Annotated in this window: 20 protein-coding genes, 1 tRNA gene and 2 pseudogenes; 13 read left to right on the forward strand and 10 right to left on the reverse strand. The window is 61.4% G+C overall.

Going from position 1 to position 23,536, the window contains the following annotated elements:
* Nucleotides 1-974, reverse strand: a pseudogene (locus V3C85_RS05885) (IS3 family transposase); the annotation flags it as partial.
* 356 nt (nucleotides 975-1,330) lie between these two features.
* On the opposite strand from V3C85_RS05885, the gene V3C85_RS05890 reads away from it, so the two are divergent.
* Nucleotides 1,331-1,879, forward strand: a complete 549-nt coding sequence (locus V3C85_RS05890; protein ID WP_331794167.1) for a hypothetical protein — start codon at nucleotides 1,331-1,333, stop codon at nucleotides 1,877-1,879.
* A gap of 363 nt (nucleotides 1,880-2,242) precedes the next feature.
* On the opposite strand, the gene V3C85_RS05895 is transcribed toward V3C85_RS05890, so the two are convergent.
* On the reverse strand, nucleotides 2,243-2,596 hold the full coding sequence (locus V3C85_RS05895; RefSeq protein ID WP_331794168.1) for an H-NS histone family protein: 354 nt from the start codon (nucleotides 2,594-2,596) through the stop codon (nucleotides 2,243-2,245).
* Nucleotides 2,597-2,657: 61 nt separating this feature from the next.
* Between V3C85_RS05895 and V3C85_RS05900 the strand changes: the two genes are divergently transcribed.
* A complete protein-coding gene (locus V3C85_RS05900; protein ID WP_331794169.1) occupies nucleotides 2,658-3,380 on the forward strand; it encodes an ArdC family protein in 723 nt (240 codons plus the stop codon).
* Here the strand turns inward: V3C85_RS05900 and V3C85_RS05905 are convergent.
* A pseudogene (locus V3C85_RS05905) lies at nucleotides 3,329-3,619 on the reverse strand (DUF3883 domain-containing protein); the annotation flags it as partial. The gene V3C85_RS05900 and the pseudogene V3C85_RS05905 sit on opposite strands and share 52 nt — an antisense overlap.
* Nucleotides 3,620-3,968: 349 nt before the next feature.
* Nucleotides 3,969-4,058 (reverse strand) — tRNA-Ser (locus V3C85_RS05910).
* Nucleotides 4,059-4,253: 195 nt separating this feature from the next.
* Here V3C85_RS05910 and V3C85_RS05915 point away from each other — a divergent pair.
* From V3C85_RS05915 to V3C85_RS05945, 7 genes are all read left to right on the forward strand, one after another.
* Nucleotides 4,254-5,126 (forward strand): hypothetical protein, encoded by an 873-nt coding sequence (locus V3C85_RS05915; protein ID WP_331794170.1) that lies wholly within the window; start codon nucleotides 4,254-4,256, stop codon nucleotides 5,124-5,126.
* A 24-nt stretch (nucleotides 5,127-5,150) separates the two neighbouring features.
* The gene (locus V3C85_RS05920; protein ID WP_331794171.1) at nucleotides 5,151-6,272 is read left to right on the forward strand and encodes a hypothetical protein; all 1,122 of its coding nucleotides are present in this window, start codon (nucleotides 5,151-5,153) and stop codon (nucleotides 6,270-6,272) included.
* 263 nt (nucleotides 6,273-6,535) lie between these two features.
* Nucleotides 6,536-8,638 (forward strand): ATP-binding protein, encoded by a 2,103-nt coding sequence (locus V3C85_RS05925; protein ID WP_331794172.1) that lies wholly within the window; start codon nucleotides 6,536-6,538, stop codon nucleotides 8,636-8,638.
* A 373-nt stretch (nucleotides 8,639-9,011) separates the two neighbouring features.
* The gene (locus V3C85_RS05930) at nucleotides 9,012-10,472 is read left to right on the forward strand and encodes a PAS domain-containing sensor histidine kinase (protein ID WP_331794173.1); all 1,461 of its coding nucleotides are present in this window, start codon (nucleotides 9,012-9,014) and stop codon (nucleotides 10,470-10,472) included.
* A 93-nt stretch (nucleotides 10,473-10,565) separates the two neighbouring features.
* Nucleotides 10,566-10,967, forward strand: coding sequence for a response regulator (locus V3C85_RS05935; protein WP_331794174.1), 402 nt, complete (start codon nucleotides 10,566-10,568; stop codon nucleotides 10,965-10,967).
* A gap of 142 nt (nucleotides 10,968-11,109) precedes the next feature.
* Nucleotides 11,110-12,084, forward strand: a complete 975-nt coding sequence (locus V3C85_RS05940; RefSeq protein ID WP_331794175.1) for a response regulator — start codon at nucleotides 11,110-11,112, stop codon at nucleotides 12,082-12,084.
* A 44-nt stretch (nucleotides 12,085-12,128) separates the two neighbouring features.
* Nucleotides 12,129-12,464, forward strand: coding sequence for an Hpt domain-containing protein (locus V3C85_RS05945; protein ID WP_331794176.1), 336 nt, complete (start codon nucleotides 12,129-12,131; stop codon nucleotides 12,462-12,464).
* Nucleotides 12,465-12,481: 17 nt separating this feature from the next.
* Here V3C85_RS05945 and crtB read toward each other — a convergent pair whose 3' ends face one another.
* Together crtB and V3C85_RS05955 are read right to left on the reverse strand one after the other, a co-directional pair.
* Nucleotides 12,482-13,486, reverse strand: coding sequence for a 15-cis-phytoene synthase (gene crtB / locus V3C85_RS05950; RefSeq protein ID WP_331794177.1), 1,005 nt, complete (start codon nucleotides 13,484-13,486; stop codon nucleotides 12,482-12,484).
* Nucleotides 13,483-15,033 carry a phytoene desaturase gene (locus V3C85_RS05955; protein ID WP_331794610.1) on the reverse strand — a complete coding sequence of 517 codons (1,551 nt, stop codon included), beginning with the start codon at nucleotides 15,031-15,033 and terminating at the stop codon, nucleotides 13,483-13,485. Before V3C85_RS05955 ends, crtB begins: the two co-directional genes overlap by 4 nt.
* 67 nt (nucleotides 15,034-15,100) lie before the next feature.
* Here V3C85_RS05955 and crtA point away from each other — a divergent pair, with 67 nt between their 5' ends.
* From crtA to bchO, 4 genes are read left to right on the forward strand one after another with little or no spacing between them, the layout of a single operon-like run.
* Nucleotides 15,101-15,901 (forward strand): spheroidene monooxygenase, encoded by an 801-nt coding sequence (crtA, locus tag V3C85_RS05960; protein ID WP_445941983.1) that lies wholly within the window; start codon nucleotides 15,101-15,103, stop codon nucleotides 15,899-15,901.
* Nucleotides 15,898-16,968 (forward strand): magnesium chelatase ATPase subunit I, encoded by a 1,071-nt coding sequence (gene bchI / locus V3C85_RS05965; RefSeq protein ID WP_331794179.1) that lies wholly within the window; start codon nucleotides 15,898-15,900, stop codon nucleotides 16,966-16,968. Before crtA ends, bchI begins: the two co-directional genes overlap by 4 nt.
* Before the next feature lies 1 nt (nucleotide 16,969).
* On the forward strand, nucleotides 16,970-18,655 hold the full coding sequence (locus V3C85_RS05970) for a magnesium chelatase subunit D (RefSeq protein ID WP_331794180.1): 1,686 nt from the start codon (nucleotides 16,970-16,972) through the stop codon (nucleotides 18,653-18,655).
* Between the two features lie 3 nt (nucleotides 18,656-18,658).
* The gene (gene bchO / locus V3C85_RS05975; protein ID WP_331794181.1) at nucleotides 18,659-19,537 is read left to right on the forward strand and encodes an alpha/beta fold hydrolase BchO; all 879 of its coding nucleotides are present in this window, start codon (nucleotides 18,659-18,661) and stop codon (nucleotides 19,535-19,537) included.
* On the opposite strand, the gene idi is transcribed toward bchO, so the two are convergent.
* Genes idi through chlG form a run of 4 tightly spaced genes read right to left on the reverse strand, consistent with a single transcriptional unit; the run spans nucleotide 19,504 to nucleotide 23,411 of the window.
* Entirely contained in the window at nucleotides 19,504-20,037 is a 534-nt protein-coding gene (idi, locus tag V3C85_RS05980) for an isopentenyl-diphosphate Delta-isomerase (protein ID WP_331794182.1), read from the reverse strand. The genes bchO and idi overlap by 34 nt on opposite strands.
* Nucleotides 20,034-21,215 carry a geranylgeranyl diphosphate reductase gene (locus V3C85_RS05985; RefSeq protein WP_331794183.1) on the reverse strand — a complete coding sequence of 394 codons (1,182 nt, stop codon included), beginning with the start codon at nucleotides 21,213-21,215 and terminating at the stop codon, nucleotides 20,034-20,036. Before V3C85_RS05985 ends, idi begins: the two co-directional genes overlap by 4 nt.
* A gap of 1 nt (nucleotide 21,216) precedes the next feature.
* Nucleotides 21,217-22,515, reverse strand: a complete 1,299-nt coding sequence (locus tag V3C85_RS05990; RefSeq protein ID WP_331794184.1) for a BCD family MFS transporter — start codon at nucleotides 22,513-22,515, stop codon at nucleotides 21,217-21,219.
* Entirely contained in the window at nucleotides 22,512-23,411 is a 900-nt protein-coding gene (gene chlG, locus V3C85_RS05995) for a chlorophyll synthase ChlG (protein WP_331794185.1), read from the reverse strand. The genes V3C85_RS05990 and chlG overlap by 4 nt, the downstream gene beginning before the upstream one ends.
* Between the last annotated feature and the right edge of the window lie 125 nt (nucleotides 23,412-23,536).

Consider the following 23,536-nt stretch of genomic DNA (forward strand, 5'->3'; position numbering starts at 1 on the left):
CCCTGGTCCGCTGCCCGGCAGCGGTTTGCCTTCAAACCGCGAGAGGGGGAGTGCACATAGACCTTGGTCTTTGGCTTGCGACGCCAGACGGCCATCAGCAGGGCTTGCAGCGGCAGATCGGTGTAGGCGCGGCCCTGCATCGACCAGCCGATGACCCTCCGAGAAAACAGGTCAATCACGACGGCCAGATATAGGAACCCTTCGTGGGTGCGGATATAGGTGATGTCGCTCGACCATTGTTCTCGAACCAATGGCGAACAAGGTCTCGCCCCAGAACTGGTCCGGAGCGTTGACATCGAACTCGCGGTTCAGCGTATTGTCGGCCACGACGGCGGGGCTGCCACCATAAGAGCCCGGCTTCTTTTTGTAACCAATCTGGGCCCTTATGCCCGCCAGACGGGCCAGACGCCAAGCCCGGTTGGGGCTGATGTCTTCGCCGAGATCACACAGATCATCGTGCAGCTTGCGGTATCCATACACCTCGCCGCTGTCATCCCAAGCCTGCTTTCAGCAGCACGGTTTGACGCTGATCCTCCAACGCTCGTTGGGAAAGGGGTTCACGCAGCCATGCATAGAACCCGCTCGGATGAACCAACAGCATCCGGCACATGGCCCGAACGGCAAACACCAGCCGGTTCTCGGCAATGAACGCATACCTCACGTTCGGCATGGCCCTCGAACCAGTGGCGGGCTCATGCCTCACCCCTGGCGAAGTATGCGGTCGCCTTTTTTAGGATATCCCGCTCCTCCGTCGCCCGCGCCAAATCGCGCTTGAGGCGACGGATCTCATCGGCCTGGGCATCGACCTCTTGGATCACTTTCACAGGGCGCGAAAACAGACGCTGCCATGTGTAGATCGACTTGGTGCTGATCCCCAAACGCTCAGCCACCTCGCGCACAGGGTATCCCCGATCAACAACCTGTGCGACCGCATCGCGCTTAAACTCGTCCGTAAACCAATCCTGCTTACCCATCTTGTGTCTCTCCTTGCTTCCAAAGTTACCAAGCAAGGCGTCTGCAAATCTAGGGGCTATTCAATGGCATACAAGACTGTTGTGCACCGCGCATCGAAGCTCTGGCCGCTCGCCATCCCGTCAGACGACGGGGAGGAGGAGTGGGAGCCCGAGACGCGCACGATACGTGACGTGACACCTGCCGCCGTGCCACGTGGGTGCGCTGCCGCACTTGATGCACTTGCTGACACTATGTGAAAGGAGGTGATCTAGTATCTGCGAAAGCCCCGCTCCGGCGGGGCTTTTTGCTGGTTAGGCCTTGGCCAGGCCGCTGACGCTGTGTAGGGTCGCACCAAACATAGACTTGTGAGGCGTCGATGACAGCAGATGTAGCGTTTAACGCGATTCAGGCACGGCGTGTCAGACCGTGGGTGAATGAGGAAGAGGTCCGTTTGGGCTGGATCTCTGCGCTGGAAAACGCACCGTATTTCGCCATTTACAATGTCGGACCATACACGTTCCAACCCTGGAAAGTGGTATGGCCGGAAATGTCGTCGAAATTCTTTGCCGCCGTCGCCGGATCTTCTGTTGTTCCAGGTGTTGGGTTGAGGCCGTTTGTGCCTGACCACAAAATCTATTTTGCGTCCTTCAACGACAGGGAGCCGGCTTACTATCTATGCGCACTTTTGAATGCGCCTATGGTGAAGGAGTGGATCGAGGCACACAATGTCTCTATCCAGGTTGGCGATGTGTTCAAACACATGAACTTGCCCGAATACGACCCGGCAGACCCGCTGCATATGCAGATGGCGCAGTTGTCGGAACAGGCACACCAGACGCACAATGCGGCACAGCGCGCTGCTATCGTGGCGCAGATCCTACCGCTCACAACGGCCGTTCTTACGGCATGGGTGAACCGTCCCTAACCTGACTACCCCATCGCCGCTGCTGGATACAGGCAGCGACGGAGGGGTGTCATGGAATGCGAGCGAGCGTGGCTAGAGTGGGTTTTCGAGCGAAAGGTGCCGCCCCCATCGATACAGGGCGAGGCCTTGGAGGGTGTGGGGCGGTTTCTTGAAAACCTGCCATCCAATCGATTGATACCGCTGATAACGCGGAACAGGGCCTTGCCAGATGTCTTCAGACTTTTGAGGGCATATCGATCGGAAGGGGTGGACGCCGAATTGGTCAGAGACTTCTTCACTCAGTCACCACGCGATGTGCGAGACGCGTTCGACCAGTTGAGACAGCAGAAATGAAGAGGCCGGGGTATTTCCCCGGCCTTTCTTTTATTCTTGAAAGCGGAAATCTTCCCGGTTCCGTCCTTCTGCTTCATAGACCGTGAGCCAGCGCGCCGTTCTGCCGATGCCCGTCCATGTGTTCTCTGGGTTGGCGGGGTCACGGTATTTCACTGATACAGGCGCGCGCTTGCCTTTTTCTTTTGCCGGCTTGACCGAAGAGATCGGAGGGGCTTGGTAGCGCGATGGGAAAATATCATCAACGCTGAAACCGGCGTCTTCGATCAGCTTGATCGCTTTTTCCTTTATTTCTACCCGTTCCTGCTTCCGCTTGTCTTCTGCGAACGAGCGAGCCTTTGCGGCGAGTTCGTCCAGTTCTTTGGCCGTGAGTTTAGAAAGATCCATTCAAGGGATCCTTACCTCTGTCTGTTTTTCGTTGCTGAAAACAGACAGAGGTCAAGAGAAAATGAGTGTCTATGATGACGTGACGCGTAAAATTGTTGAAGCCATTGAAAAAGGCGCAGCGACCGGCAACGGTTGGAAAATGCAGTGGCACAGCATGAGCAGCCGGCCTGAAAATGTGATGACCGGAAAAGCATACCAGGGCGTGAACACGCTACATTTGTGGATCGAGGCGCAGGCGCGGTGTTTTTCCGGTGCAAAGTGGGGCACCTTCAAACACTGGTCCGAGGTAGGGGCGAAGGTCAGGAAGGGCGAGCGCGGTAGTCTTGTGGTCTTCTTGAAGCCGATCATGAAGGCCGCTGAAGGTGAAGAGCAAGACGACAAGAAATTCATCTTGCGCACTTCGGTTGTTTTCAACGCTGAGCAGGTGGAAGGCTACAACCCGCCACTCGAATTCGTGCAGCCGGTTGAGCGGTTGGACGAGGTTGATATGTTCGTTCAGGCCGTGCCAGGTCTGCAAGTAAGGCACGGCGGCGATCGGGCGTTCTATCACACGACGCGCGATTACATTCAAATGCCTGAACGGGGCGATTTCTTCTCTATGCACGGCTACTACTCAACGTTGCTTCACGAGTGCGCGCATTGGACCGGCCACGAGTCGCGCCTGAACCGGGAATTCGGGAAGCGTTTTGGTGACCAGGCATACGCGTTGGAAGAGTTGGTCGCAGAACTGAGTGCAGCGTTCAGCGCTAGCCAACGCGCCACGGCATCCACCAGCGTCATCTGAAAATTGAAGGCAGGCTTGTAGCCCGTGATCCAATCCTCGCCGAGCCCCTTCAACACGGCGCTGATGTTCTGGTGCTTGAACTCGACCGATCCCTCGGACCGATCATTCAACAGCGGCAGAAGCCCGCGCCGATGCTCGGCCTTGTTGTAGGGGCGACCAGATACGTCGTCGGCCAGCATCGCGAAGTAATCCGCGACGATCAGGTCGTTCTCTTGATCGGTCCAGGCCCCGTTCGACATCGCGCCAGGCTAGGGGCGCAAACTGCGTTTGTCATCAGAGACTTCGCGCAAAACTACCAAGACATACCAACCACCACGCCGCCCGTGTCGCGCCTTCGTCTGTTTTGAGACAAGCCGGAACCAGCGAAACATGGGCGCAGCGCGATCCGGTCAGTTCTCTGAAATATATGGGGATTTTGAACCCGTCTCGCCGAGAGCGAGGGGCGGATGGAAAGAGTCGGTGGGCGTTTGGAGACCGATCTCGCGCAGTCGGCCAGTCTCCGAAGGGCGGATTGTTCCTGCAAACCCCTTTGGCACATAAAGAAAAAGGCCCCGCGAGGGACCTGTTTTCGGGTTAGCAATGTGCAAGTGGCGGAGAGGGTGGGATTCGAACCCACGGAACGCTTGCACGCTCAACGGTTTTCGAGACCGCCCCGATCGACCACTCCGGCACCTCTCCGCATTTGGTGTGGTCTTCGTGGCGCGGTTCCTATCCGCCCTGCGCGGCGCTTGCAAGTCCCCTCGAACAACTTTCTTGCGGTATTTCTTTCGGCAGTGTCCCGCCGTTCACGAGGGCGTGCGTCAATGTGGCTTGGCACAGGGCAGAGAAGCCCTTAGCTCTTAGGCAACGCCCTTCAGCGAACCGGAATTGTAAATGTTTTTGCCCCCCCTCGCCCGTTCTGTCCTGCTGGTCATCGGCCTGGCCTTGCCTGCAAGCGGTGCTTTGTCTGAAACACCGCAAGCGGTGCAGGTTCTGCCTGCAGATCCAGCCGTTGTGGCCTTGGCCGATACGATGCTGATGGATGACATCATCGCGGTGATGCGCGAGGAAGGCATCGCCTATGGCCAGACGCTGGAAGATGAGATGTTCCCCGGCAGCGGTGGCGCGCGGTGGGATGCGATCGTGGCCACAATCTACGACAGCGTTGCCATGCGCCAGGCGTTTGACGCCGCCCTGTCGCGTGAACTGTCCCAAGACCCTGCGATGCTGGGCCAGATTCAGTCGTTCTTCGCCTCGGCCCAAGGCCAGACGGCGCTAAAACTGGAAATCGAGGCCCGTCGCGCCCTGCTTGACCCGGCGGTGGAAGACGCAGCCAAAGTGGCCTGGCAGGATATGCAGGCCAATGATGACCCACGCGTGGCTCAATTGCAGCAATTCGCCCAGACGAATGATCTGATCGAGTCGAATGTGATGGGGGCGTTGAATGCCAATCTTGCCTTTTACAAAGGCATGGCCAGCACCGGCGCCTTTCCCGAAGACATGACCGAAGATCAAATGCTGTCGGACGTCTGGTCGCAAGAGGCCGATGTGCGGGCAGAAACCGAAGATTGGTTGTTCCCCTTCCTTGCGCTTGCCTATCAACCGCTCAGCGATAACGACCTGGCCGCCTATATCGCCTTTTCCGAAAGTGACGCCGGGCAAAGGATCAATGCAGCCCTTTTTGCGGCCTTTGACGATGTATTCACACGCATTTCCGGCTCTTTGGGGGCCGCGGCGGCGCGACAAATGCAGGGTGATGACATCTAAAGGGCGGCTCATTCCCGCTTTTGCATGGCCCATCGCTCGGGTGGTGCCTCAAAAGGGCCTGCTGTCAGGCCCTTCATCCTGCCCATTTACGGCGTGAATGAGATCAGGTTGGCCACCTTTGCCATGTTTCCGCCACATTTGTCTTTTATTTACCATAATGGGTGGCGGGCGTCCTCAAAGATGCCAGGTTCTGCAATGTCTAATTCGGTTCCCTTTGACCACACTGCCGGCCAGTTTGCCGCGGTGGATGAGTTGGCACATGCCTTATTTGAAAGCATGACCAAAACGCCGAAATCCGACGCCCAACTTTCCGTGCGCGTGAAAACGGGTCTGAAACCCATTGACGACGCCATGCTGGATCTTGCAAGTCGTGAGGACTTGGCCGAACCCATATCTGTGCCAACCATCGAGATGACGGTGCAGGATATCTCGTCGCTGCGCAGGATTGCGCTGACCAAGGGCAAAGACTCAGGCATCCTGATTGTCGATACAGGGCAAGAGCAACTGAAAGACGCGGTGTCGCATCCGTCTGCGCGGCGCACAATTACCCGCCCGCACAACTACTTCTCCCTTCCCGAAGGCATCGAACCCCTGCAAGGCAAGCCACATGACTATGTCGAGGCCGAGGTGATGGCCAATATTCGCCAGATTATGGTTGAACAAAAACGAGAACTCAGTCTGCGCGCGTTCCCAGCCATCAAAGAGATCGCTTCAGATCAAACAGCTCCTCCTCCATCGCCGTTGGACGCGCCGCCTGAATCTGCAGTAGAACTGCTGGTCAAAGAATGGCAATCGTTCTTCAAAGGCTTGGTGAAGGACAGAAAGGTTTCTGTCTATGCTTTCTGGGCAGCCTTTGTCCTGATCATCGCAGGGTTATTCAGCGCACATCTTGCACAGATCCTGATCATCTCGGCTGTGTGCTTTGTGTTCGGGCTTTGCGCCCATCTGGTGATCGAATTCCTGCGCGATGTGGCTGGGCTGATCTGGAACAACCTTCGGTCCCTGCCCAAGGCCCTGCCTCGAGCCGACGTAGCCGACGCGTTCAAAGCAAAAGCAAATGCCCTAACGGCGGTTGTCAGGCCGATTCTGGCGCCTATGGCCAACTTGGCACGGCTGAAGCGGCCTTTGTCGGCGCTGAAACGGTAGGCCCCCACCCTGCCCAGCCGTGCCGCTGTTCCCATTGAGCCAACGGTCAACTGGCCACACCCCCACCAGATTGGCCCAAGCAGTGGCATCTCGAGATGATGAATGATGTATTTTTGTTCCAAAATTCTTCTGTCTTCTGCCAAGGCAACCTGATTTTCCCCTAAAGGTTGCAATGCACCTCCGAAAAATGGCATGAAGCAGGGATTGACAGCATGAATTTGGGGGTGACCAAGACAAAACGATCGGCCTTTTGCTGACAGACCATGTCTTCGACACTTCCCGACAGCCTGCACGTCAATGCGACAAAAAGACGAATGCATGAGGGCAGTGTAGTGATGAAGAAGACGGGGCGCGCCAAGCTCTTTGGTCTTGATCTGTTGATCGTAACGATCGTGTTTACAGGTGCCTTTCTTTTCGAAGCCGAAGATCGCGAACATACAGTCGCCGACATCCATCAAAACCTGCTAGAGCGTGGCACGCTGCTTTCGGGTCAAATCAGCGCTGAACTGACCAAGCGCCGTATGATCGGCAGCACATTGGCCACCGCGCTGCAAGAATACCCTGACATGACAGACAGCCAGTATCAGTCTTTTGCTGCGTCCTTGCGCGAAGACATGCTGGATATCCGCAACATCGCTCTTGTCCAGAATCTGGTCGTTACGCGCATTTATCCCATTGCGGGCAATGAGACGGCCTTGGGGGTGGATTTTCAGAATAATCCGGACATGCGGTTTGGGATAGAACGGGCGCTGAACCAGCAGCGGACCACCTTTGTCGGGCCAATGGAACTGGTGCAAGGCGGGCAAGGATTGATTCTGCGCGTGCCGGTTCCGGGCGGGCGCGACAATGATATTGTCTCTATCGTGCTGGATGCCCCGGCATTTTTTACAGCATCGGGCCTGACAGCCAAGCTTGACGACCTGAAAATCGCCATTCGCCGGCAAGAGCAGGCGGCCGGCAGTCCGGCGCATATCTTGGGCGATCAGGCGATTTTTGATCAGGATGCCGTGACCCTGCCTTTTGGTGTCGAATCTGAAACCTGGGAATTGGGCTTGGTGCCCGTGGCGGGATGGCCGGCGGTTGGCAACAACCTTGTCGTGATCACCCTGTTGTCCACGCTTTTTGCCGGGCTTGCCATGATCGCAAACCATGTGCTGCATCACTTTCGCCACAAGGGTCAGGTGGCCCAGCAACAGCTTGCCGATGCCGTTGAAACCATTGACGGCGGTTTTGCCCTGTTTGATGCCGAAGACCGACTGGTCATGTGCAATTCGAAATATCGTGAGATTTACAAAAAGTCGGCCGATGTGTTGCAGCCGGGCCGCCCCTTTCGCGACATTCTGATCAGCGGTCTTGACCACGGGCAATACCCCGAGGCCGTCGGGCGCGAGGCAGATTGGCTGGAAGAGCGCCTGGCCGCCCACCAGCGTGCCGACAGGATCATCGAGCAAAAGCTGGATGATGGCACATGGCTGCGGGTGTCAGAAAGCAAGACCTCGGACGGTGGGATCGTGGGCTTTCGTGTCGATATCACCGATCTGAAACATGCCCGCGAAGAGGCCGAAGCGGCCAACCGCGCAACATCGGAATTCCTGACCAATATCAACCATGAAATCCGCACCCCGCTGTCATCTGTCATCGGCTTTGTCGCGTTTCTGGCGGCCCCCGGCAAACTGCCAAGCCACAAGGCGCTGATGAAAGCCCTGGATGACCCTGACATCCCAAAATCAGATCTGCGCCCCCGGATAGAGTCGTTTCTGAACGAAACCGAACAATATGCGCAGCGGGCGCAGGCCTCGGCCAAGCATCTGCTGGATCTGGTCAACGACACTTTGGATCTGGCCAAGATCCACAACGGTGGCTTGAACCTAGCCCCCGAGGCGGTCGAACTCTGCCCGATGATCAGAGAATGCCTGCTGCAATTCTCGACTCTGGCCAGTCAAAAGGGGCTGACACTGGTTGACGATTGCACGCCCAAGATGGTCTGGGTGGATCGGGTCCGCTTTCGGCAGGTCATGCTTAATCTGATCGGAAATGCGGTAAAATTCACCGACTCGGGTCATGTGCGCGTCAGCAGCCGCTGTGAAGGTGACAGGGTGCGGATCACCGTGGAAGACACCGGCCCCGGCATCGCCCCGAAATACCGCGACCGTATCTTTGACAGGTTCTGGCAGGCCGATGGCTCTGTCACGCGCAAGCATGGCGGATCGGGGCTTGGCCTTGCCATCACCCGAGAGTTGGTCGAACTGCACGGCGGCAAGATCGCCTGTGACACCGAAGAAAACCAAGGCAGCCGCTTTACGATTCTGCTTCCCACGACTGGGGCTGCAACGGGCTTTTCGGTGCAATCCAAACAGGTTGCCTGACGGCAGGCTTGGTTAAGAAACCTGCCGCCAAAACGCCACAAACACGACCCAAAGTTGTCTGGGTGCAAGGCTATACCCACAACGGGAAGACCATTGATGACCTTTCGGTCGGGCTTCTTGTGCATAGGGGCAATTCGCAATGCAACGTATTGGACACAACAGGACTTTTAGCGTCGCGATCATTTTGATCGCCGCCGCCACGACAATCGCAGCTTTCAGCGCAATCCTTTTTGGGGGGCCTGCGGCGTCTCAGATCAAGGTTTTGCTGGCAAACAATTCGACTGAACTTTTCGTTTTTTACTTTCTGCTCATCTCAACCCTTGGGCTGGCCTTGCGCCGCCGGACAGACATCCTGCGACTGCAAACCTCGTTGATGGAACATCAAGCTGTCGAATTTGATCTGCAAGATCGGGCTTTGCAGGCCCATGCGATCGTCAGCGTCACGGATCGCGATGGCATTTTGCTGATGGTGAACGAAAACTTTGAAAGCGCCTTCGGCAAAACACGCGACCAGTTGCTGGGCATGTCAGAGGCCGATTTGCACTGGGACGGGCGCGACGATCAGACCTTTCTCGACATGCAGCGCCAACTACAGTCAGGCCAAACCTGGACAGGCGAAAGCCGGGTTCGGGGGGCAGATGGCAGCATGCTGTGCATGCAGGGCACTGTTGTGCCATTTCACGACAAAAGTGGCCGCCTGATCAAGAATGTGGCGATCCGCACCGATGTTACAAACGCCCGCAAGGCCAAGGATGCGCGGTTTCTCAAGACGCTGTTCGACCAGTTGCATGATGAAGTCTATATCTACGACGTCGATACCCTGGCGATCCGCTATATGAATCTGCGGGCCATGGATCGGTGCAACATGTCGCCGGAAACCATCACCTCAAAGCGGATCTCGGATTGCGATCCGGCATTCGAGGAAGGCGCCTTCCGGGCCTATGTGGCCCCCCTGTTCACCAAAGAGACCGAGTCCGTAACGGTCGAAGTCGATCAGGCCAAAGGGCCGGTCGAAGTGAAAACCCGCATCTACACGGCCGACGACGGGCAAGAGCTGTTCGTTTCGGTGCTGCGCGATATTACCGAGCGCAAACGCATCGAACGCGCCCGACTGGAAACCGTGTCGGTGGTCAGCCATGAACTGCGCACGCCGCTGACGTCGATCAAGGGCGCGCTGCGGCTGTTGAAATCCGGGGTTCTGGGCCCGATCAGCGATGAGATGCGCCCCATTCTTGAAATCGCAGACCGCAACAGTGAACGGCTGTTGCTTGTGGTCAACGACATCCTGGATCTTGAGAAAATCCGCGCCGGAAAGATGGATTTCACGCCCAAGCCAACCGACCTTGTGGCCTTCTTGTCTGACGCTGTTTCGATGAACAAAGGCTATGGCGACGAACACAATGTGCGCTTTGCGCTTGAAACATCCCTGCAGTCTGCCACCGCAGACATCAATTACGATCGCATGATGCAGGTCATGTCGAACCTGATGTCCAATGCCGCGAAATTTTCACCCACGGGCGGCACCGTGCGGATCGGGTTGGAGCAGCGGAAAAACCGCTTTCGGGTGACGGTCAGCGATGATGGCCCCGGCATTCCGGAAAGCGCCCGCCAGGCTGTGTTCGAAAGCTTTGCCCAGTTGGATAATGTGGACACCAGCAAACGCAAAGGCACCGGGCTTGGCCTGACCATTTCCAAAACCATCGTCGATGCGCATCGGGGGAAACTTGATTTCCATAGCACCGTTGGCAAAGGCACCACCTTTTTTGTCGATCTTCCGATCAGTGTGGCATCACAACAGGATGACACCGGCAGCACCGCAATTGCTGCCGAATAAGGCACAGCTTTTGCCACATTGATTTCCTACTTTTGAACATATTCATTTCTATTGTTTTTTGATGCGGGCTTACCCCGCAGGGGAGTGAGAAGTATGAGAGAATTGTGTAAAGTCCTTCATGTCGATGATGACGATGATATCAGAATGATTGCCAGAATGGCGCTTGAGGTGGTCGGCTCGCTCGACGTTCATCAGTGCGCCTCTGGGCCGCAGGCCATTGCCGATGCCGCAGCCTTTGCCCCCGACCTCTTCCTGCTTGACTACATGATGCCCGAGATGAGCGGCGAAGACACGCTGCGCGCTTTGCGCAAGATCCCGGGGCTAGAGCATGTGCCAGCCATTTTCATGACAGCCCGCGTGCAGCCCGATATTGCCAAGGCGCTGTTGGACGATGGGGCCTTGGCCGTGATTCCAAAACCCTTTGACCCGATGGAACTTGGCACGCAATTGCACGCCGCCTGGCAATCGCAGCAGGTGGTCAGGCTGCGGGCCTGACCACGCAATTGCACCGCCCTTTCCGCATTCTTGCCACAATACGATGCAACCCTAAGAAGAAGCCGCCCAGAACACCGTGATCAATGATCGCAAACGGCATGGCGGTTCAGGCAATCGACGTGACGACGCAAGGATGACCGCGATGAGACTGCTGGCAGTAGACGACGACCACTTCGCCCGTGACCTGTTGTTCGGGGCCCTCGCCAGCTCTGGCTATGACGATCTGGTGATGGCGGCTTCGGGGCACGAGGCGCTTGATATTCTTGTCAAGACAAGCCGTCCCTTTGATGCCTTTCTTCTCGACATTCGGATGCCCGGCATGGACGGGATCGAGCTTTGCGCGCGCATTCGCGGCATGGATCAGTATCGCAATGCCCCGATCCTGATGATCACGGCGATGTCAGAACGCCACTATATCGACGGCGCCTTTGCCGCCGGTGCGTTGGACTACATCAGCAAACCGTTCGAGGCGCTTGAACTGGGCGCGCGTCTGCGGACGGTGGAACGGATCGTGCGCCAAAACCATCTGGTCGCCCAAGGCAATTGCGAAATCGATCGTCTGCGCTCGGCGCGCGAACCAGGCATGGCATTTGATGTCGATGGCCCGGTTGAGATCGTCGATGTGCCGCGCGTCGTGGGTCTGGTTGCGATGGAAAACTATCTGCTGCGCCTGACCCGCTGGATGACATGGCAAAGCGAATCCGTGGCCTTTACCATCGACGGTTTCGACACCATGACGCGCTTCGCCACACCGGTCGAAATCTATGACATCTTGTCAGATACCGCTGATGCCATCGTGCGCGGGCTCAAGCGCGACAATCACCTTGTCACCTATGTGGGCAACGGCACCTTTGTCGCGGTCTTGCACCGCAAATCCAGCGTCAGCGACCCCGACACGCTGATGACCATTCAAGCCCTTCTTGATATGGCCGAGCCCAGCCTGGACAGCGGCGTTCCCTGCCCACTGAACCTGCGGGTGGGGCCAGTGTATCGCCCCAGCCTGATCGCCGCGGGCAATCCGCTTGCCCTTTTGACCATGCCCGGCAAAACCCGTGCCACCACGCGGTCGCCAAGGGCTGATGCGGTGCAGCCCAAACTCGTGCGCGGCTTTGCATGACGATGGTGGACCACAGTCACCCCCCCCAGCCCCTGAACGACGCCATGGCCCGATCGGTGGCGGCCGTTCGCGGGCGCTTTGTCGCCAGTCTGGCCGACCGGGCCGCCGAACTGGATGCGCTGATGGTGCTTGCCGAAACCGAACCTGACGCGCGCAGGTTCTTTCTGCGGGCCGTCGAGATCGTGCACCGCATTGCCGGGGTGGCCCGAACGCTGGGTTTTTCCGATCTGGGCGATCTGGCCTTTGAGGCTGAACGCAGGCTTGGCACCGCCCTGCCCCCTGCTGCTGTCACCACGGCGGCAGAAACGGCCATCGAGGCCGTGGATCATGTGGTCAGTTGCATTGATCAGATCACCCTATCGGGCCAGACCGCCGGCTGACCTACGGCAGCGCCCGGCTACGCCAGACCGCGCGACCGGGCCTCAAGCTGGGCCAGAACGTCAAACAACGCCTCTGACCGGCCCCGCGCCGCCGTGCGGCGGGTGGCGGCCTCTACCAGAAAGGCGACCTCGGGTTCTGCCCGCGCATGCAACCGGGCCGAGGCTGGCATCACCAGACTGACGCCCACCTGCGCCATCGCAAGCGCCAAGAACCCCAGCTTTTGCGGGCGTGAGGTGCGCGCACGGTGGCTGATACTGTCAAAGCCCCTGTGCCCGATCTGCGCCCCGATCGCAGAATAGATATGGCCCGCCGCATAAATTGCCGCCCGGCAATCCAAAGGCAGCCGCGCCACCCCCGTGGCCGCGCGCCAATAAAGACCGTCTGCCCGCCGCAACAAACGCCTTGTGCAGCGGCGGATGCCTTCAGATGGCTGTGGGTCGCGCAAAAAGGCAGCCGGATCAATGCCTTCCGCATGCAGCCACTCCAGCGGCAAAAACAGCCGCCCGGCCCGCGCGTCCTCGCCCACATCCCGGGCGATATTCGTCAATTGCATCGCCAGGCCCAGATCGCAGGCCCGCGCCAGCGCATCCTCATCCCTGACCCGCATCAGCACACACATCATCGCCCCAACCGACCCCGCAACCCGCGCCGCATAGGCCTGCAACTGCGACAGGTCGTCATAGCGCCGCCCCAGCGAATCCCACGCCAAGCCCTCCAGCAAGGCCTCGGGCAATGCGCGCGGCATGTCAAAGGCATCAACCACCGCCGAAAATGCCCGATCCGATGGGGCATTGCGGGGCTTGCCCGCATAGATCAGGTCCAACCGGTCGCGCAGCCGCAACACGGCCCCCGCCTTGTCGTGGCCTTCATCCACCTCGTCATCCGCCACCCTGCAAAAGGCGTAAAGCGCAAGGGCAGGATCACGCACACGCGCCGGCAAAGCACGCGAGGCCGCATGAAACGACAGGCTGCCCGTGCGGATCATGGCCCGGCAGGCCTCTATGTCAGCGGCGGCAATCATTCGGCCGCCAGCCTTGGCGCGCTTGCCGCGTGGCGGGGGGCATCGGGCACCACCTGGCCCAGAATTTCGGCCGTGCCAATCACCCCCGGCACCCCGGCACCGGGATGCGTGCCCGCCCCAGCCAGATACAGGCCCGGCAGTTCCTCTGACACGTTATGCGGCCGAAACCATGCCGATTGCAGAATCCGCGGCTCGATCGAAAAGCCCGCACCAAAGGGCGAAAGATAGCGCGCACGAAACGTCTCGGGCGTGAAGACAAGGCTTTCGCTGACATGGGCAGACAACCCCGGCAGCAACCGGCTTTCCAGCATCGCCAGCATTTTCTGACGGTAAGGCTCGGCCTCGGTCTGCCAATCAACAGCCCCCGCATGGCCCAGATGGGGCACGGGCGACAGCACATAAAAGGTGTCATCCCCCGCCGGCGCACAGCTTGGGTCTGTGACGCTGGGTCGGTGGACATACAGGCTCATGTCATCGGCCAGACGCCCGCGGATGAAGATATCCTTGATGTGCTGGCGATAGCGCGGCCCCACAACAATCGAGTGATGACCGACATCGCGCCACTTCCGGCCTGTGCCCCTGGTGCCGAAATACCAGACAAACAACCCCATCGACCAGCGCGACCGCCGCAACCGGGCGGGGGTCCAGCGTTTGCGCGGGGCATTGCGCAACAGCCGGTCATAGGTGTGGCCCGCATCGGCGTTTGACACCACCACCTGCGCGGGCAGCACCGTGCCATCGACCAGCTTTGCCCCGCCCGCGCGACCATTGCGCAGCACGATCTCATCCACCTCGGCGCCTTGTAACACGCGCCCGCCCTGATCGGCGATCACCCGCACCATGGCCTCGGCAATCGCCTGCACGCCACCCATGGCGTAATGCACCCCAAAGGCCTTTTCCAGATGGCTGACAAGGATATACATCGACGTCACGTTGAACGGATCGCCCCCAATGAACAGCGGGTGGAACGACAGCGCAAAGCGCAGATGTTCATCGCGCACCCGCGCCGCCGCATGGCCATAAACCGACCGATCCGCCCGCAGCGCCGCAAAGCGCGGGATCACTTTCAACGTCTCCCACAGCTTGTCCATCGGGCGCTTGCCCAGATCTTCATAGCCAAAGTGATAGCGGGCCTCGCTGTCGCGCAAAAAGCGCTGATAGCCCTTGGCATCGCGCGGGCTGATCCGCGCCACCTCGGCCTGCATGGCGGCATCGTCTTGCCGCGCGGTAAAGGTTTGCCCATCGTGAAAGCGGATTTCATAGAACGGGTCCATCGGCACCAGCCGCACATCGCGGTCAAAATCGCGCCCGCAGGCCTGCCACAAATCGCGCAGGCCCTGCGGCACGGTCACGATGGTGGGCCCCAGATCAAACCGATGCCCGCCCTGGCTGATCGACGACCCGCGCCCGCCGGGGCGATCCAGCCGGTCAAGCACTGTCACCTGCCAGCCCTTTGCCCCCAGCCGCATGGCCGAGGCAAGCCCCCCCAACCCCGCACCGATCACGATGGCTTGGCCAGTTCCTGCGGGGTCTTTGATGGGGTGCATATGTGTCATTGCCCCACGATAAACCGTCTATTCAGATTTACAACTCTCCTTTTTATTGCCGCTTTGATTGGCTTTTCTTCTTTCTTCATGCGCCAATAAGTGTAACACTAAACTTACACATCCATGCGGAGGATCTCCCATCTCGCTCGCGACTCTCAGCCTGTTCCGCTTTCCCGACATGGCTTCGCGGCTGTGGGTGATCGGACAAATGGCCTTGGCGCGACGGCATTTGGGCCGTGAACCGGGCCTTGGCTTTTACAAGCTGTGCGGATCAGGCACGGGCGAAGGCTTTACCCCGCGCCCCAATTGGCAGGTCTGGGCGATTCTGGCGGTCTGGCAGGATCAGGCTGCCGCGCGCCGGGGCATCGCCGAAAGCCCGGTCTGGCACGGCTGGCGCAACCGCGCTGCCGAAAGCTGGACCCTGTTTCTGGACCCATGCTCTGCACGCGGCCACTGGGCGGGACAATCGCCCTTTGCCCCCAGCCTGCCCGCGGGGGGCAAAGGGGCCGATGGGCCGATGGCCTTTCTGACCCGCGCCACCGTGCGCCCCCGCCATGCGCTACGCTTTTGGCGCCGGGTGCCGCAGATTTCAAACGCCATCGGCTCAGACCCGAATGTGGTGTTCAAGATCGGCATTGGCGAGGTGCCCTTGTTGCATCAGGTCACCTTTTCCATCTGGCCCGATGCCAAGACCATGGCCAGCTTTGCCCATGCCGATGGCCCCCATGCGCAGGCCGTGCGGGCCGTGCGGGCGGGTGACTGGTTTTCCGAAGAACTTTACGCGCGGTTCCGGGTCATCGGCACCGCGGGCACATGGGGTGGCCATGATCGGCTGGCCCATGCCAACAGCAAAAGGGATGCCGCATGACCGCCGCCACCGCCGCCCCCCATTCGTCGCGCAGCCATCTGCGCCCCCTTGCCGAACGCCCCCGGCGCCAACCCTTTCCCTTTTCCGCCATCGTCGGGCAAGACGATATGAAGCTGGCCCTGATCCTGACGGCCATCGACCCCGGCATTGGCGGGGTTCTGGTCTTTGGTGACAGGGGCACCGGAAAATCCACCGCCGTGCGCGCCCTGGCCGCGCTGCTGCCCCCGATCGAGGCGGTTGAAGGCTGCCCCGTAAACTCAGCCCGGCCCGAGCATTGCCCCGACTGGGTCACCCTGCCCGCAACCACGCTGATTTCCAAACCCACGCCGATGGTCGATCTGCCCTTGGGGGCCAGTGAAGACCGGGTTGTGGGGGCGCTGGATATTGAACGCGCCATCGGGCGCGGTGAAAAGGCCTTTGAGCCGGGGCTGCTGGCCCGCGCCAACCGCGGTTATCTTTACATCGACGAAGTCAATCTGCTGGAAGATCACATCGTTGATCTGCTGCTGGATGTGGCCCAATCGGGCGAGAATGTGGTAGAGCGCGACGGCCTGTCGATCCGGCATCCGGCCCGGTTCGTGCTGGTCGGCTCGGGCAACCCCGAGGAAGGCGACCTGCGGCCCCAATTGCTTGATCGCTTTGGCCTGTCGGTCGAGGTGACCAGCCCCCGCGACATTGACACCCGCGTGGCGGTGATCCAGCGCCGCGATGCCTATGACACCGACCCCGACGCGTTTCTGGCCGAATGGCACCCGCAGGATGCCGCCTTGCGGGACAGCATTCTGTCGGGCCGGGCGGCCTTGGCCGGGGTCAAGACACCCAACACCATCTTGCACGATTGCGCCGCCCTGTGCATCGCGCTGGGGTCTGATGGGTTGCGCGGGGAACTGACGCTGCTGCGCGCCGCGCGGGCCTTGGCCGCCAGTGAAGGCGCGCCCGAGATCCTGCGCGCCCATTTGCGCCAGGTGGCGGGCATGGCCCTTGGGCACCGTCTGCGGCGCGACCCGCTGGACGAGGCCGGGGCCGGGGCCCGCGTGGCCCGCACTGTTGCAGAAACGCTTCCGTGATATGGAAGACACCCCCCTCTGGTCGGCGCTTTGTGTGCTGGCGGTGGACCCGGTTTCGGTTGGTGGCCTGTGGCTGCGGGGCCGGGCCGGGCCCGTGCGTCAACGCCTGACCGAGGCTTTGGCCGCCCTGCCCTTGCCGCTGCCGCTGCAAAAGCTGTCGCCCAACATCGGCGATGACGCACTTTATGCCAGCCTTGATACGGCCTCGAGCCTGCGCGCGGGCCGCCCCGTCCTGCGGCAGGGGCTGCTCGACAAAGCCTCGGTTCTGGTGCTGCCGATGGCGGAACGCTGCCAACCGGGGCTGTCGGCGCGCATCGCGCAGGCCATGGATCATCATCGCCATGCGCTGATTGCACTGGACGAAGCCGCCGATGACGGCGAAGGCCTGACGCCCTGCCTTGCCGATCGGCTGGGGCTGTTTGTCGATCTGGATCAGATCCGCCTGCCCGACCCGCTGCTGTTGCCCCCCGTCACCCAGATCGAGGCCGCGCGGCAACTGCTGCCGTCGGTCAAGGTGGCGCATCAAACGGTGACCGATGTGGTCAAGGCCTGTGCAGAACTGGCGATCATCAGCGCACGCGCGCCGATCCTGACCTTGGCGGTCTCGCGCTGTCTTGCGGCACTGGCAGGGCGGCAGGTGGTAGAACTGGCCGATCTGCAACGGGCTGCGGCCCTGACACTGGCGCATCGCGGCATCGCCCCGGCCGAAAGCCAGCCCACACCGCCCCCAGAAACCCCGCAAGACCCCCCGCAAGATCCAAGTCCGGGGGATCAGCCCGCAGATCCCCCCCCTGGCCCAAGCGACCCCCTGCCCGCCGAAGTGATCGTCGAGGCAGCCCGCGCCGCCTTGCCGCAAGACCTGCTGGAACGGCTTGCGCAGTCACGCGCCCAACGGGCGGCGCGGGGCGCATCGGGCAGCGGGGCTGCGCGCATCGGCAATCACCGGGGGCGACCGATCCCGTCGCGCAAGGGGCGCCCGCAATCGGGCAACCGGCTTGATCTGATCGCCACCCTGCGCGCGGCAGCGCCCTGGCAGGCCATCCGCCGACAGGCCAACCCGCAACGGGCGGCACAGGCGTTGCTGGTCGATCCGGGTGATCTGCACATTCGCCGCACCAAGACCCTGTCTGACCGGGTGCTGATCTTTGCCGTTGACACCTCGGGCTCTGCTGCCTTTTCCCGGTTGGCCGAGGCCAAGGGGGCGGTGGAACTGCTGCTGGCCCGCGCCTACAGCCGCCGCGACCATGTGGCCTTGCTTACCTTTCGCGGCCATCAGGCCGAGTTGGTGCTGCCCCCGACCCGCAGCCTTGTGCTGACCAAGAACCGCCTGCGCAGCATGCCCGGCGGCGGCGCGACACCTTTGGCCGGGGCGCTGAAGCTGGCCTATGTAACCGCCCTGCGCGCCAAGGCGCGCGGCATGACGCCCACCATCGCCATCCTGACCGACGGGCGCGGCAATATCGCGCTTGACGGCCAGCCGGACCGCACCTTGGCCGAACAGCAATCCGTGCAACTGGCCCGCGCGATCCGTGCTGCGGGCACCGCTGCGCTGGTGATCGACGTTGCACAACGCCCGCAGCCCCGGCTGGCCGAGCTTTCGCTTTGCATGGGCGCGCAGTATATTGCCCTGCCCCGCGCAAGTGCCGGGCGCCTTGCGCAGGTGCTTGAGGCCAGCTTGGAGAGTTAGGCCATGGACCCCCGCGACTTGCCCGAAACCTGGCCCTACCGGTCTGCTGGCAGATCGGTCAGGGTGGGGCCGCACCGCTGGTGGGTGGTTGATACCGGCCCTGCCACGGCCCCGTGCCTGCTGCTGTTGCATGGTTTGGGTGCCTCGGGGCACAGCTTTCGCAACCTGATGCCGCTGCTGGCGGCCCATTGGCGGCTGATTGTGCCCGACCTGCCCGGCCAAGGGGCCAGTCAGACCGGGGCGCGCCACCGTATTGCGCTTGCCCCGCTGGCCGCGGATCTGGGCCAGTTGTGCACCGCGTTGCAAATCCAGCCTGCCGCCGTGGTCGGCCATTCGGCGGGCGGGGCAATTGCGCTGCAAATGGCGCTGACCACGCCGGGCCTGCCCGTGATTGGCATCAATGCCGCCCTGGGCCATTTCGAGGGCGCAGCCGGGGTGCTGTTTCCGGTGATGGCGCAGGCCCTGTCCGCCATGCCCTTTGCCGCGACGGGCTTTTCCCGCCTGTGGGGCAATGCGCGCACCATCAACCGCCTGCTGGCGGGCACCGGATCGCAGATCGACGCCACAGGGCGCGAACAATATCTGCATCTGGTGCGCGACCCCAGCCATGTGCGGGGCGCGCTGGACATGATGGCGAACTGGCGGCTTGACCCGTTGTTGGCCGATCTGCCCAAGATCAACGCCCCGGTGCTGTTGCTGGCGGGGCAGGATGACAAGGCCGTTCCCCCCCGTGTATCACATGAGGCGGCACAGGCGATACCCGGCGCAACCTGTCAGCCGATTGTCGGCGGGCATCTGGTGCAGGAAGACAAGGCAGATCTTGTGGCCGCTGCCATCCAGAACTGGCTTCAGGCCAAGGGGGCCTCGGCAAAGATCAGGTGACGATAGTGGGCCATGTAGATCTGCATCCAGGGCGTATAAAGCTCGGGCCGGGCCGCAAGATCGGCCAGCAATTCCCCAATCCCCATCCAGGCCACGGCTGCCACCTCATCCGGGTTTGGCACGGGTTCCAGCCCTTGGGGGGCCTCGGCGATGAAAATATCCACCACCTCATGCTCGGTCAGCCCGCCAAACACATCGGCGCGATATTCCACGCCCCCTGCCCGCCGCAACACCAGACCCGCAAGGCCCATTTCCTGCCTCAGCCGCCGTGCCGCACAGTCATGGGGCGCTTCCCCCCAGAACGGATGGGTGCAGCAGGTGTTCGTCCACAGACCGGGCGTGTGGTATTTGCCAAGCGCGCGCTGCTGCATCAGCACCTGATCGCCGCGCATCACAAAAACCGAAACCGCCGGATGGCGCAGCCCGCGCTGGTGCACCTCCAGCTTGTCCACCGGGCACAACTGGCCCCCGACAAAGGCCGGGATCAGCGCCCCGGTCATGTCCACTCCGGGGCAACAAGGCCCAGCAGATGGGCAAGGTTCTTGACGCCGATCTTGACATGGGCCAAGGGCTTTGCCGCCACCAGACGCTTGTTCATATAGGCGTCAAAGGTCAGGCGCTGCACATCAAGGTCATGACACAGGCTGACAAAACGCTCGCGCCGGTCATCGCTGCGGTAATAGGCATCCTGCATTGATCGCAGCACCTTGAACACAGTGCCATGATCTTTCAGAAACAGCCGCCGCGCCAGTTTCAGATCGGCCGCCCGCCCGCTGCGCAGAAAGGCTTGGGCGGCGGTGGCGGCGACCCGGCCCCCGGCCATGGCATAATAAATCCCTTCGCCCGACGACGGCGCCACAACACCCGCCGCATCGCCCGCCAGAACCACATCGCGGCCATTGTCCCAACGGTCCAGCGGTTTCAGCGGGATCGGCGCGCCCTCTCGGCGCAGGGTTTTACAGCCTGTCAGCCCCGCCATATCGCGCAGGGCGGCAGTGGCCTGCTTCAGATCAATGCCATCCACCTCAGTTCCCATCCCAACGCTGGCACGCGTGCCATGCGGAAAGACCCAGCCATAGAAATCGGGCGAGATGCGGCCATCATAGATCACGTCGCACCGGTCTGGATCATAGCTGGCATTGGCGGCAGGGGCGGCGATGATCTCCTGATAAGCGATGACATAGGGAATGCTGGCCCCGCCCGGCACCTCGGCCCGCGCCACAGCCGAACGGGCCCCATCGGCCCCCACCACCAGCCGTGTCGGCGACCGGGTTTCCTGACCGCTGGTCTTGTCACGCCAGACGACATGGGTGCCACTGGCATCCCGCTCGACGCGCAGAAACGTGCCGGTCAACCGCGTGGCCCCATGCATGGCGGCACGGTCGCGCAGATATTCGTCAAAATCCTCGCGGTCCACCATGCCGACAAAGCCGCCCTCGATATGAATATCGACGGCCCGCCCTTTGGGAGAGATCATGCGCGCACAGCGGATCTTGGCGACGATCAGATGATCGGGGATGGCGAAATCAGCAATCATCCGGGGCGGCACCGCACCACCGCAGGGCTTGATCCGCCCTGCCCTGTCCAGCAGCGCCACGCGCAGGCCGGCGCGGGCCAGATCTTCGGCAGCCGTGGCCCCCGATGGGCCACCGCCCACAACAAAAGCATCATATTTCATGTCATTTCCCCCCTGTGGCCGCGGCACCCAACGGCGCAGGGCGGCTGACAACAACTTGCATCGCCATAGCGGCGGCACCCAAAAACAGCAGGGCTTCGGCCAGAAAGACCACGCCAAAGGCCGTGGCATCGGGCAGGAACAGCCGGAACAGATCGGCCGCGGCCGCCCCCAGCAACCCGCCAAAGCCGGCGGCCAGGGCCTGCGCGGCCCCCCAAAGGCCCATGCGCGTGCCCTCACGCGCTAATCGCCCCTCGCCCGCCAGTGCCATCATGGCCCCAATGGCCGCCACCGCAAAAACACCGTTGAAAAAGCCCAAGGCCACCACCGCGGGCACCAGCAGATCAAGGCCCAGCAGGCCCAGTTGCGTGATGGCCACCAAGGCCGCCGCAGATCCGACACAGCCCGTCACGACCCAGGCGCGCAAGGTGCCAAGGCCCAGCCAAGACAGCGCCGCCCCCACCACCAACATGCCCAGAAACACGCCGCCATTCTGCGCACCAGACAATTGGGTGGATTGGCCGGGGTTGAAGCCAAAGACCAGCCCCGCATAGGGCTCAAGGATCAGTTCTTGCAAGAAATAGGCCACCATCGACAGGAAGATGAAGATGGTGAAGTCCCGCGCGCGCCGCTCGGCCCAAACCTCTGCCAAGGCGGGGGCCAAGGCAAGGCGCTGGTGCCGGGGGGCGGCGTCGGCTGGCACGACAATCACCCGCCGCTCGACACCCCAGATGGCAAGCGTGGTCAGCACCACGGCCCCCGCGCCCAGACAGGCCACGATCAGCAAAAGACGCTCGGGCCGATAGGGTTGCAGCAGGCTGCCCACCACCCCCGCTGTCACGGCAATGCCAAAGATCATCATCAACCAGGTGATCGTGGCTGCCGCTGCCCGCCGCCTTGGCGCGGTTGCCGTGGCAATCAGCGCCAAAAGCGACGTGCCCGATGCGCCAACGCCCACCCCGATCAGCGCATAGGCCAAGATCGACAGCGCCAGCCCGGCCCAAAACTGCCCCGCCATCAGCGTCAGCGCGCAAGAGGCCAGAAAGGCCCCCAGGGCCAGCCCAGCCATGCCGCCGATGATGAACACACTGCGATTGCCTTGGGTATCTGACCGGTAACCCCAGGCCGGGCGGCTGATCTGAATGCCGTAATGCAGCGCAACCAAGGCACCCGGCAACACCGCCGGCAGCGCCAGCTCTACCGCCATCAACCGGTTCAACGTGCTGGTCGTCAGCACGACGATCGACCCAAGGCACAGTTGCACCAGCCCCAGCCGAAAGATCTGCCCCCAGCCCAGCATCATGCCATCCCCCGCAGCGCAAAGGCCGCAATCATCATGCCGCTGACATAGAAGACGACGCCCGTGCCGTTATACCACGGCGCCTTGGCCTTGGGGTCTTTCATCAAGACCCGCATGGCTAGCCCCTGCGCCACAACCAAGGCCAGCACCGCCAGCCCATGCACCGGCTTGCCCCAGATCAGCAGCAGCGCCACGATCAGAAGCTGCGCCAACACCATCACGGTGCAGGCAATGCGCGCCGCCACCTCGGGGCCCAGAACCACCGGCAAAGACCGCACACCATGCAGGCGGTCACCCTCTAGCGCTTTGAAATCATTCAGCGTCATGATCCCATGCGCGCCAAAGGCATAGAGCGCCGCAATCGCGATATTTTCAAAACCGGGGGGCCCGGCCAACAAGACCGCCGCGCCGGTAAACCACGGCAAGCCTTCGTAAGACAGGCCCACCAGCCCCGGCCCCCACCAGCCCGACCGCTTCAGCCTGACAGGCTCTGCCGAATAGGCCCAGGCCGCCAGCACCCCAACAACCGTTGCCCCAAGGCCCCAGGGCCCCAGCAGCGCCCCCACCCCAAGGGCAAGCGCCGTCATGGCCAGCGCAACCCACAGGCCCCAACGGCCCGGCACCCGGCCCGACGGGATGGGGCGGTCAGGTTCGTTCACCGCATCGACATGGCGATCGCACCAGTCATTCGCGGCCTGACTCATGCCGCAGACGACGGGGCCTGCCAGCACCATGCCCAGCCCGACGATGGCCGCATTTTCCCAGATTGGCACACCCGACGACACCGCCCCGCACAGATAGGCCCAGACCGGGGGAAACCAGGTGACGGGTTTGATCAACCGCAGCAAGGCACGCGGTTCGGGCAAGGTTCGGGGGGGAAGAAGGTCAAGGGCGCTCATGGCGCAAGTAAACAGAACAAACCAGAGTCGGGCAAGAAAAATGTAAACTTATGTTGACAGTCTTGGCGCAATTTACAGCTTACACACCCATGCAACGCCCCCCTTAACGCAAATGGCCGGGCCAA

The organism is Pseudotabrizicola sp. L79, assembly GCF_036553525.1.
GTDB lineage: Bacteria > Pseudomonadota > Alphaproteobacteria > Rhodobacterales > Rhodobacteraceae > Pseudotabrizicola.

Excerpts from the sequence above, each read along its gene's own strand:
- V3C85_RS05890 (WP_331794167.1), top strand. The coding sequence starts at position 1,331 with ATGACAGCAGATGTAGCGTTTAACGCGATTCAGGCACGGCGTGTCAGA.
- V3C85_RS05895 (WP_331794168.1), bottom strand. The coding sequence starts at position 2,596 with ATGGATCTTTCTAAACTCACGGCCAAAGAACTGGACGAACTCGCCGCA.
- V3C85_RS05900 (WP_331794169.1), top strand. The coding sequence starts at position 2,658 with ATGAGTGTCTATGATGACGTGACGCGTAAAATTGTTGAAGCCATTGAA.
- V3C85_RS05915 (WP_331794170.1), top strand. The coding sequence starts at position 4,254 with ATGTTTTTGCCCCCCCTCGCCCGTTCTGTCCTGCTGGTCATCGGCCTG.
- V3C85_RS05920 (WP_331794171.1), top strand. The coding sequence starts at position 5,151 with ATGGCCCATCGCTCGGGTGGTGCCTCAAAAGGGCCTGCTGTCAGGCCC.
- V3C85_RS05925 (WP_331794172.1), top strand. The coding sequence starts at position 6,536 with ATGTCTTCGACACTTCCCGACAGCCTGCACGTCAATGCGACAAAAAGA.
- V3C85_RS05930 (WP_331794173.1), top strand. The coding sequence starts at position 9,012 with ATGGAACATCAAGCTGTCGAATTTGATCTGCAAGATCGGGCTTTGCAG.
- V3C85_RS05935 (WP_331794174.1), top strand. The coding sequence starts at position 10,566 with ATGAGAGAATTGTGTAAAGTCCTTCATGTCGATGATGACGATGATATC.
- V3C85_RS05940 (WP_331794175.1), top strand. The coding sequence starts at position 11,110 with ATGAGACTGCTGGCAGTAGACGACGACCACTTCGCCCGTGACCTGTTG.
- V3C85_RS05945 (WP_331794176.1), top strand. The coding sequence starts at position 12,129 with ATGGCCCGATCGGTGGCGGCCGTTCGCGGGCGCTTTGTCGCCAGTCTG.
- crtB (WP_331794177.1), bottom strand. The coding sequence starts at position 13,486 with ATGATTGCCGCCGCTGACATAGAGGCCTGCCGGGCCATGATCCGCACG.
- V3C85_RS05955 (WP_331794610.1), bottom strand. The coding sequence starts at position 15,033 with ATGCACCCCATCAAAGACCCCGCAGGAACTGGCCAAGCCATCGTGATC.
- bchI (WP_331794179.1), top strand. The coding sequence starts at position 15,898 with ATGACCGCCGCCACCGCCGCCCCCCATTCGTCGCGCAGCCATCTGCGC.
- V3C85_RS05970 (WP_331794180.1), top strand. The coding sequence starts at position 16,970 with ATGGAAGACACCCCCCTCTGGTCGGCGCTTTGTGTGCTGGCGGTGGAC.
- bchO (WP_331794181.1), top strand. The coding sequence starts at position 18,659 with ATGGACCCCCGCGACTTGCCCGAAACCTGGCCCTACCGGTCTGCTGGC.
- idi (WP_331794182.1), bottom strand. The coding sequence starts at position 20,037 with ATGACCGGGGCGCTGATCCCGGCCTTTGTCGGGGGCCAGTTGTGCCCG.
- V3C85_RS05985 (WP_331794183.1), bottom strand. The coding sequence starts at position 21,215 with ATGAAATATGATGCTTTTGTTGTGGGCGGTGGCCCATCGGGGGCCACG.
- V3C85_RS05990 (WP_331794184.1), bottom strand. The coding sequence starts at position 22,515 with ATGATGCTGGGCTGGGGGCAGATCTTTCGGCTGGGGCTGGTGCAACTG.
- chlG (WP_331794185.1), bottom strand. The coding sequence starts at position 23,411 with ATGAGCGCCCTTGACCTTCTTCCCCCCCGAACCTTGCCCGAACCGCGT.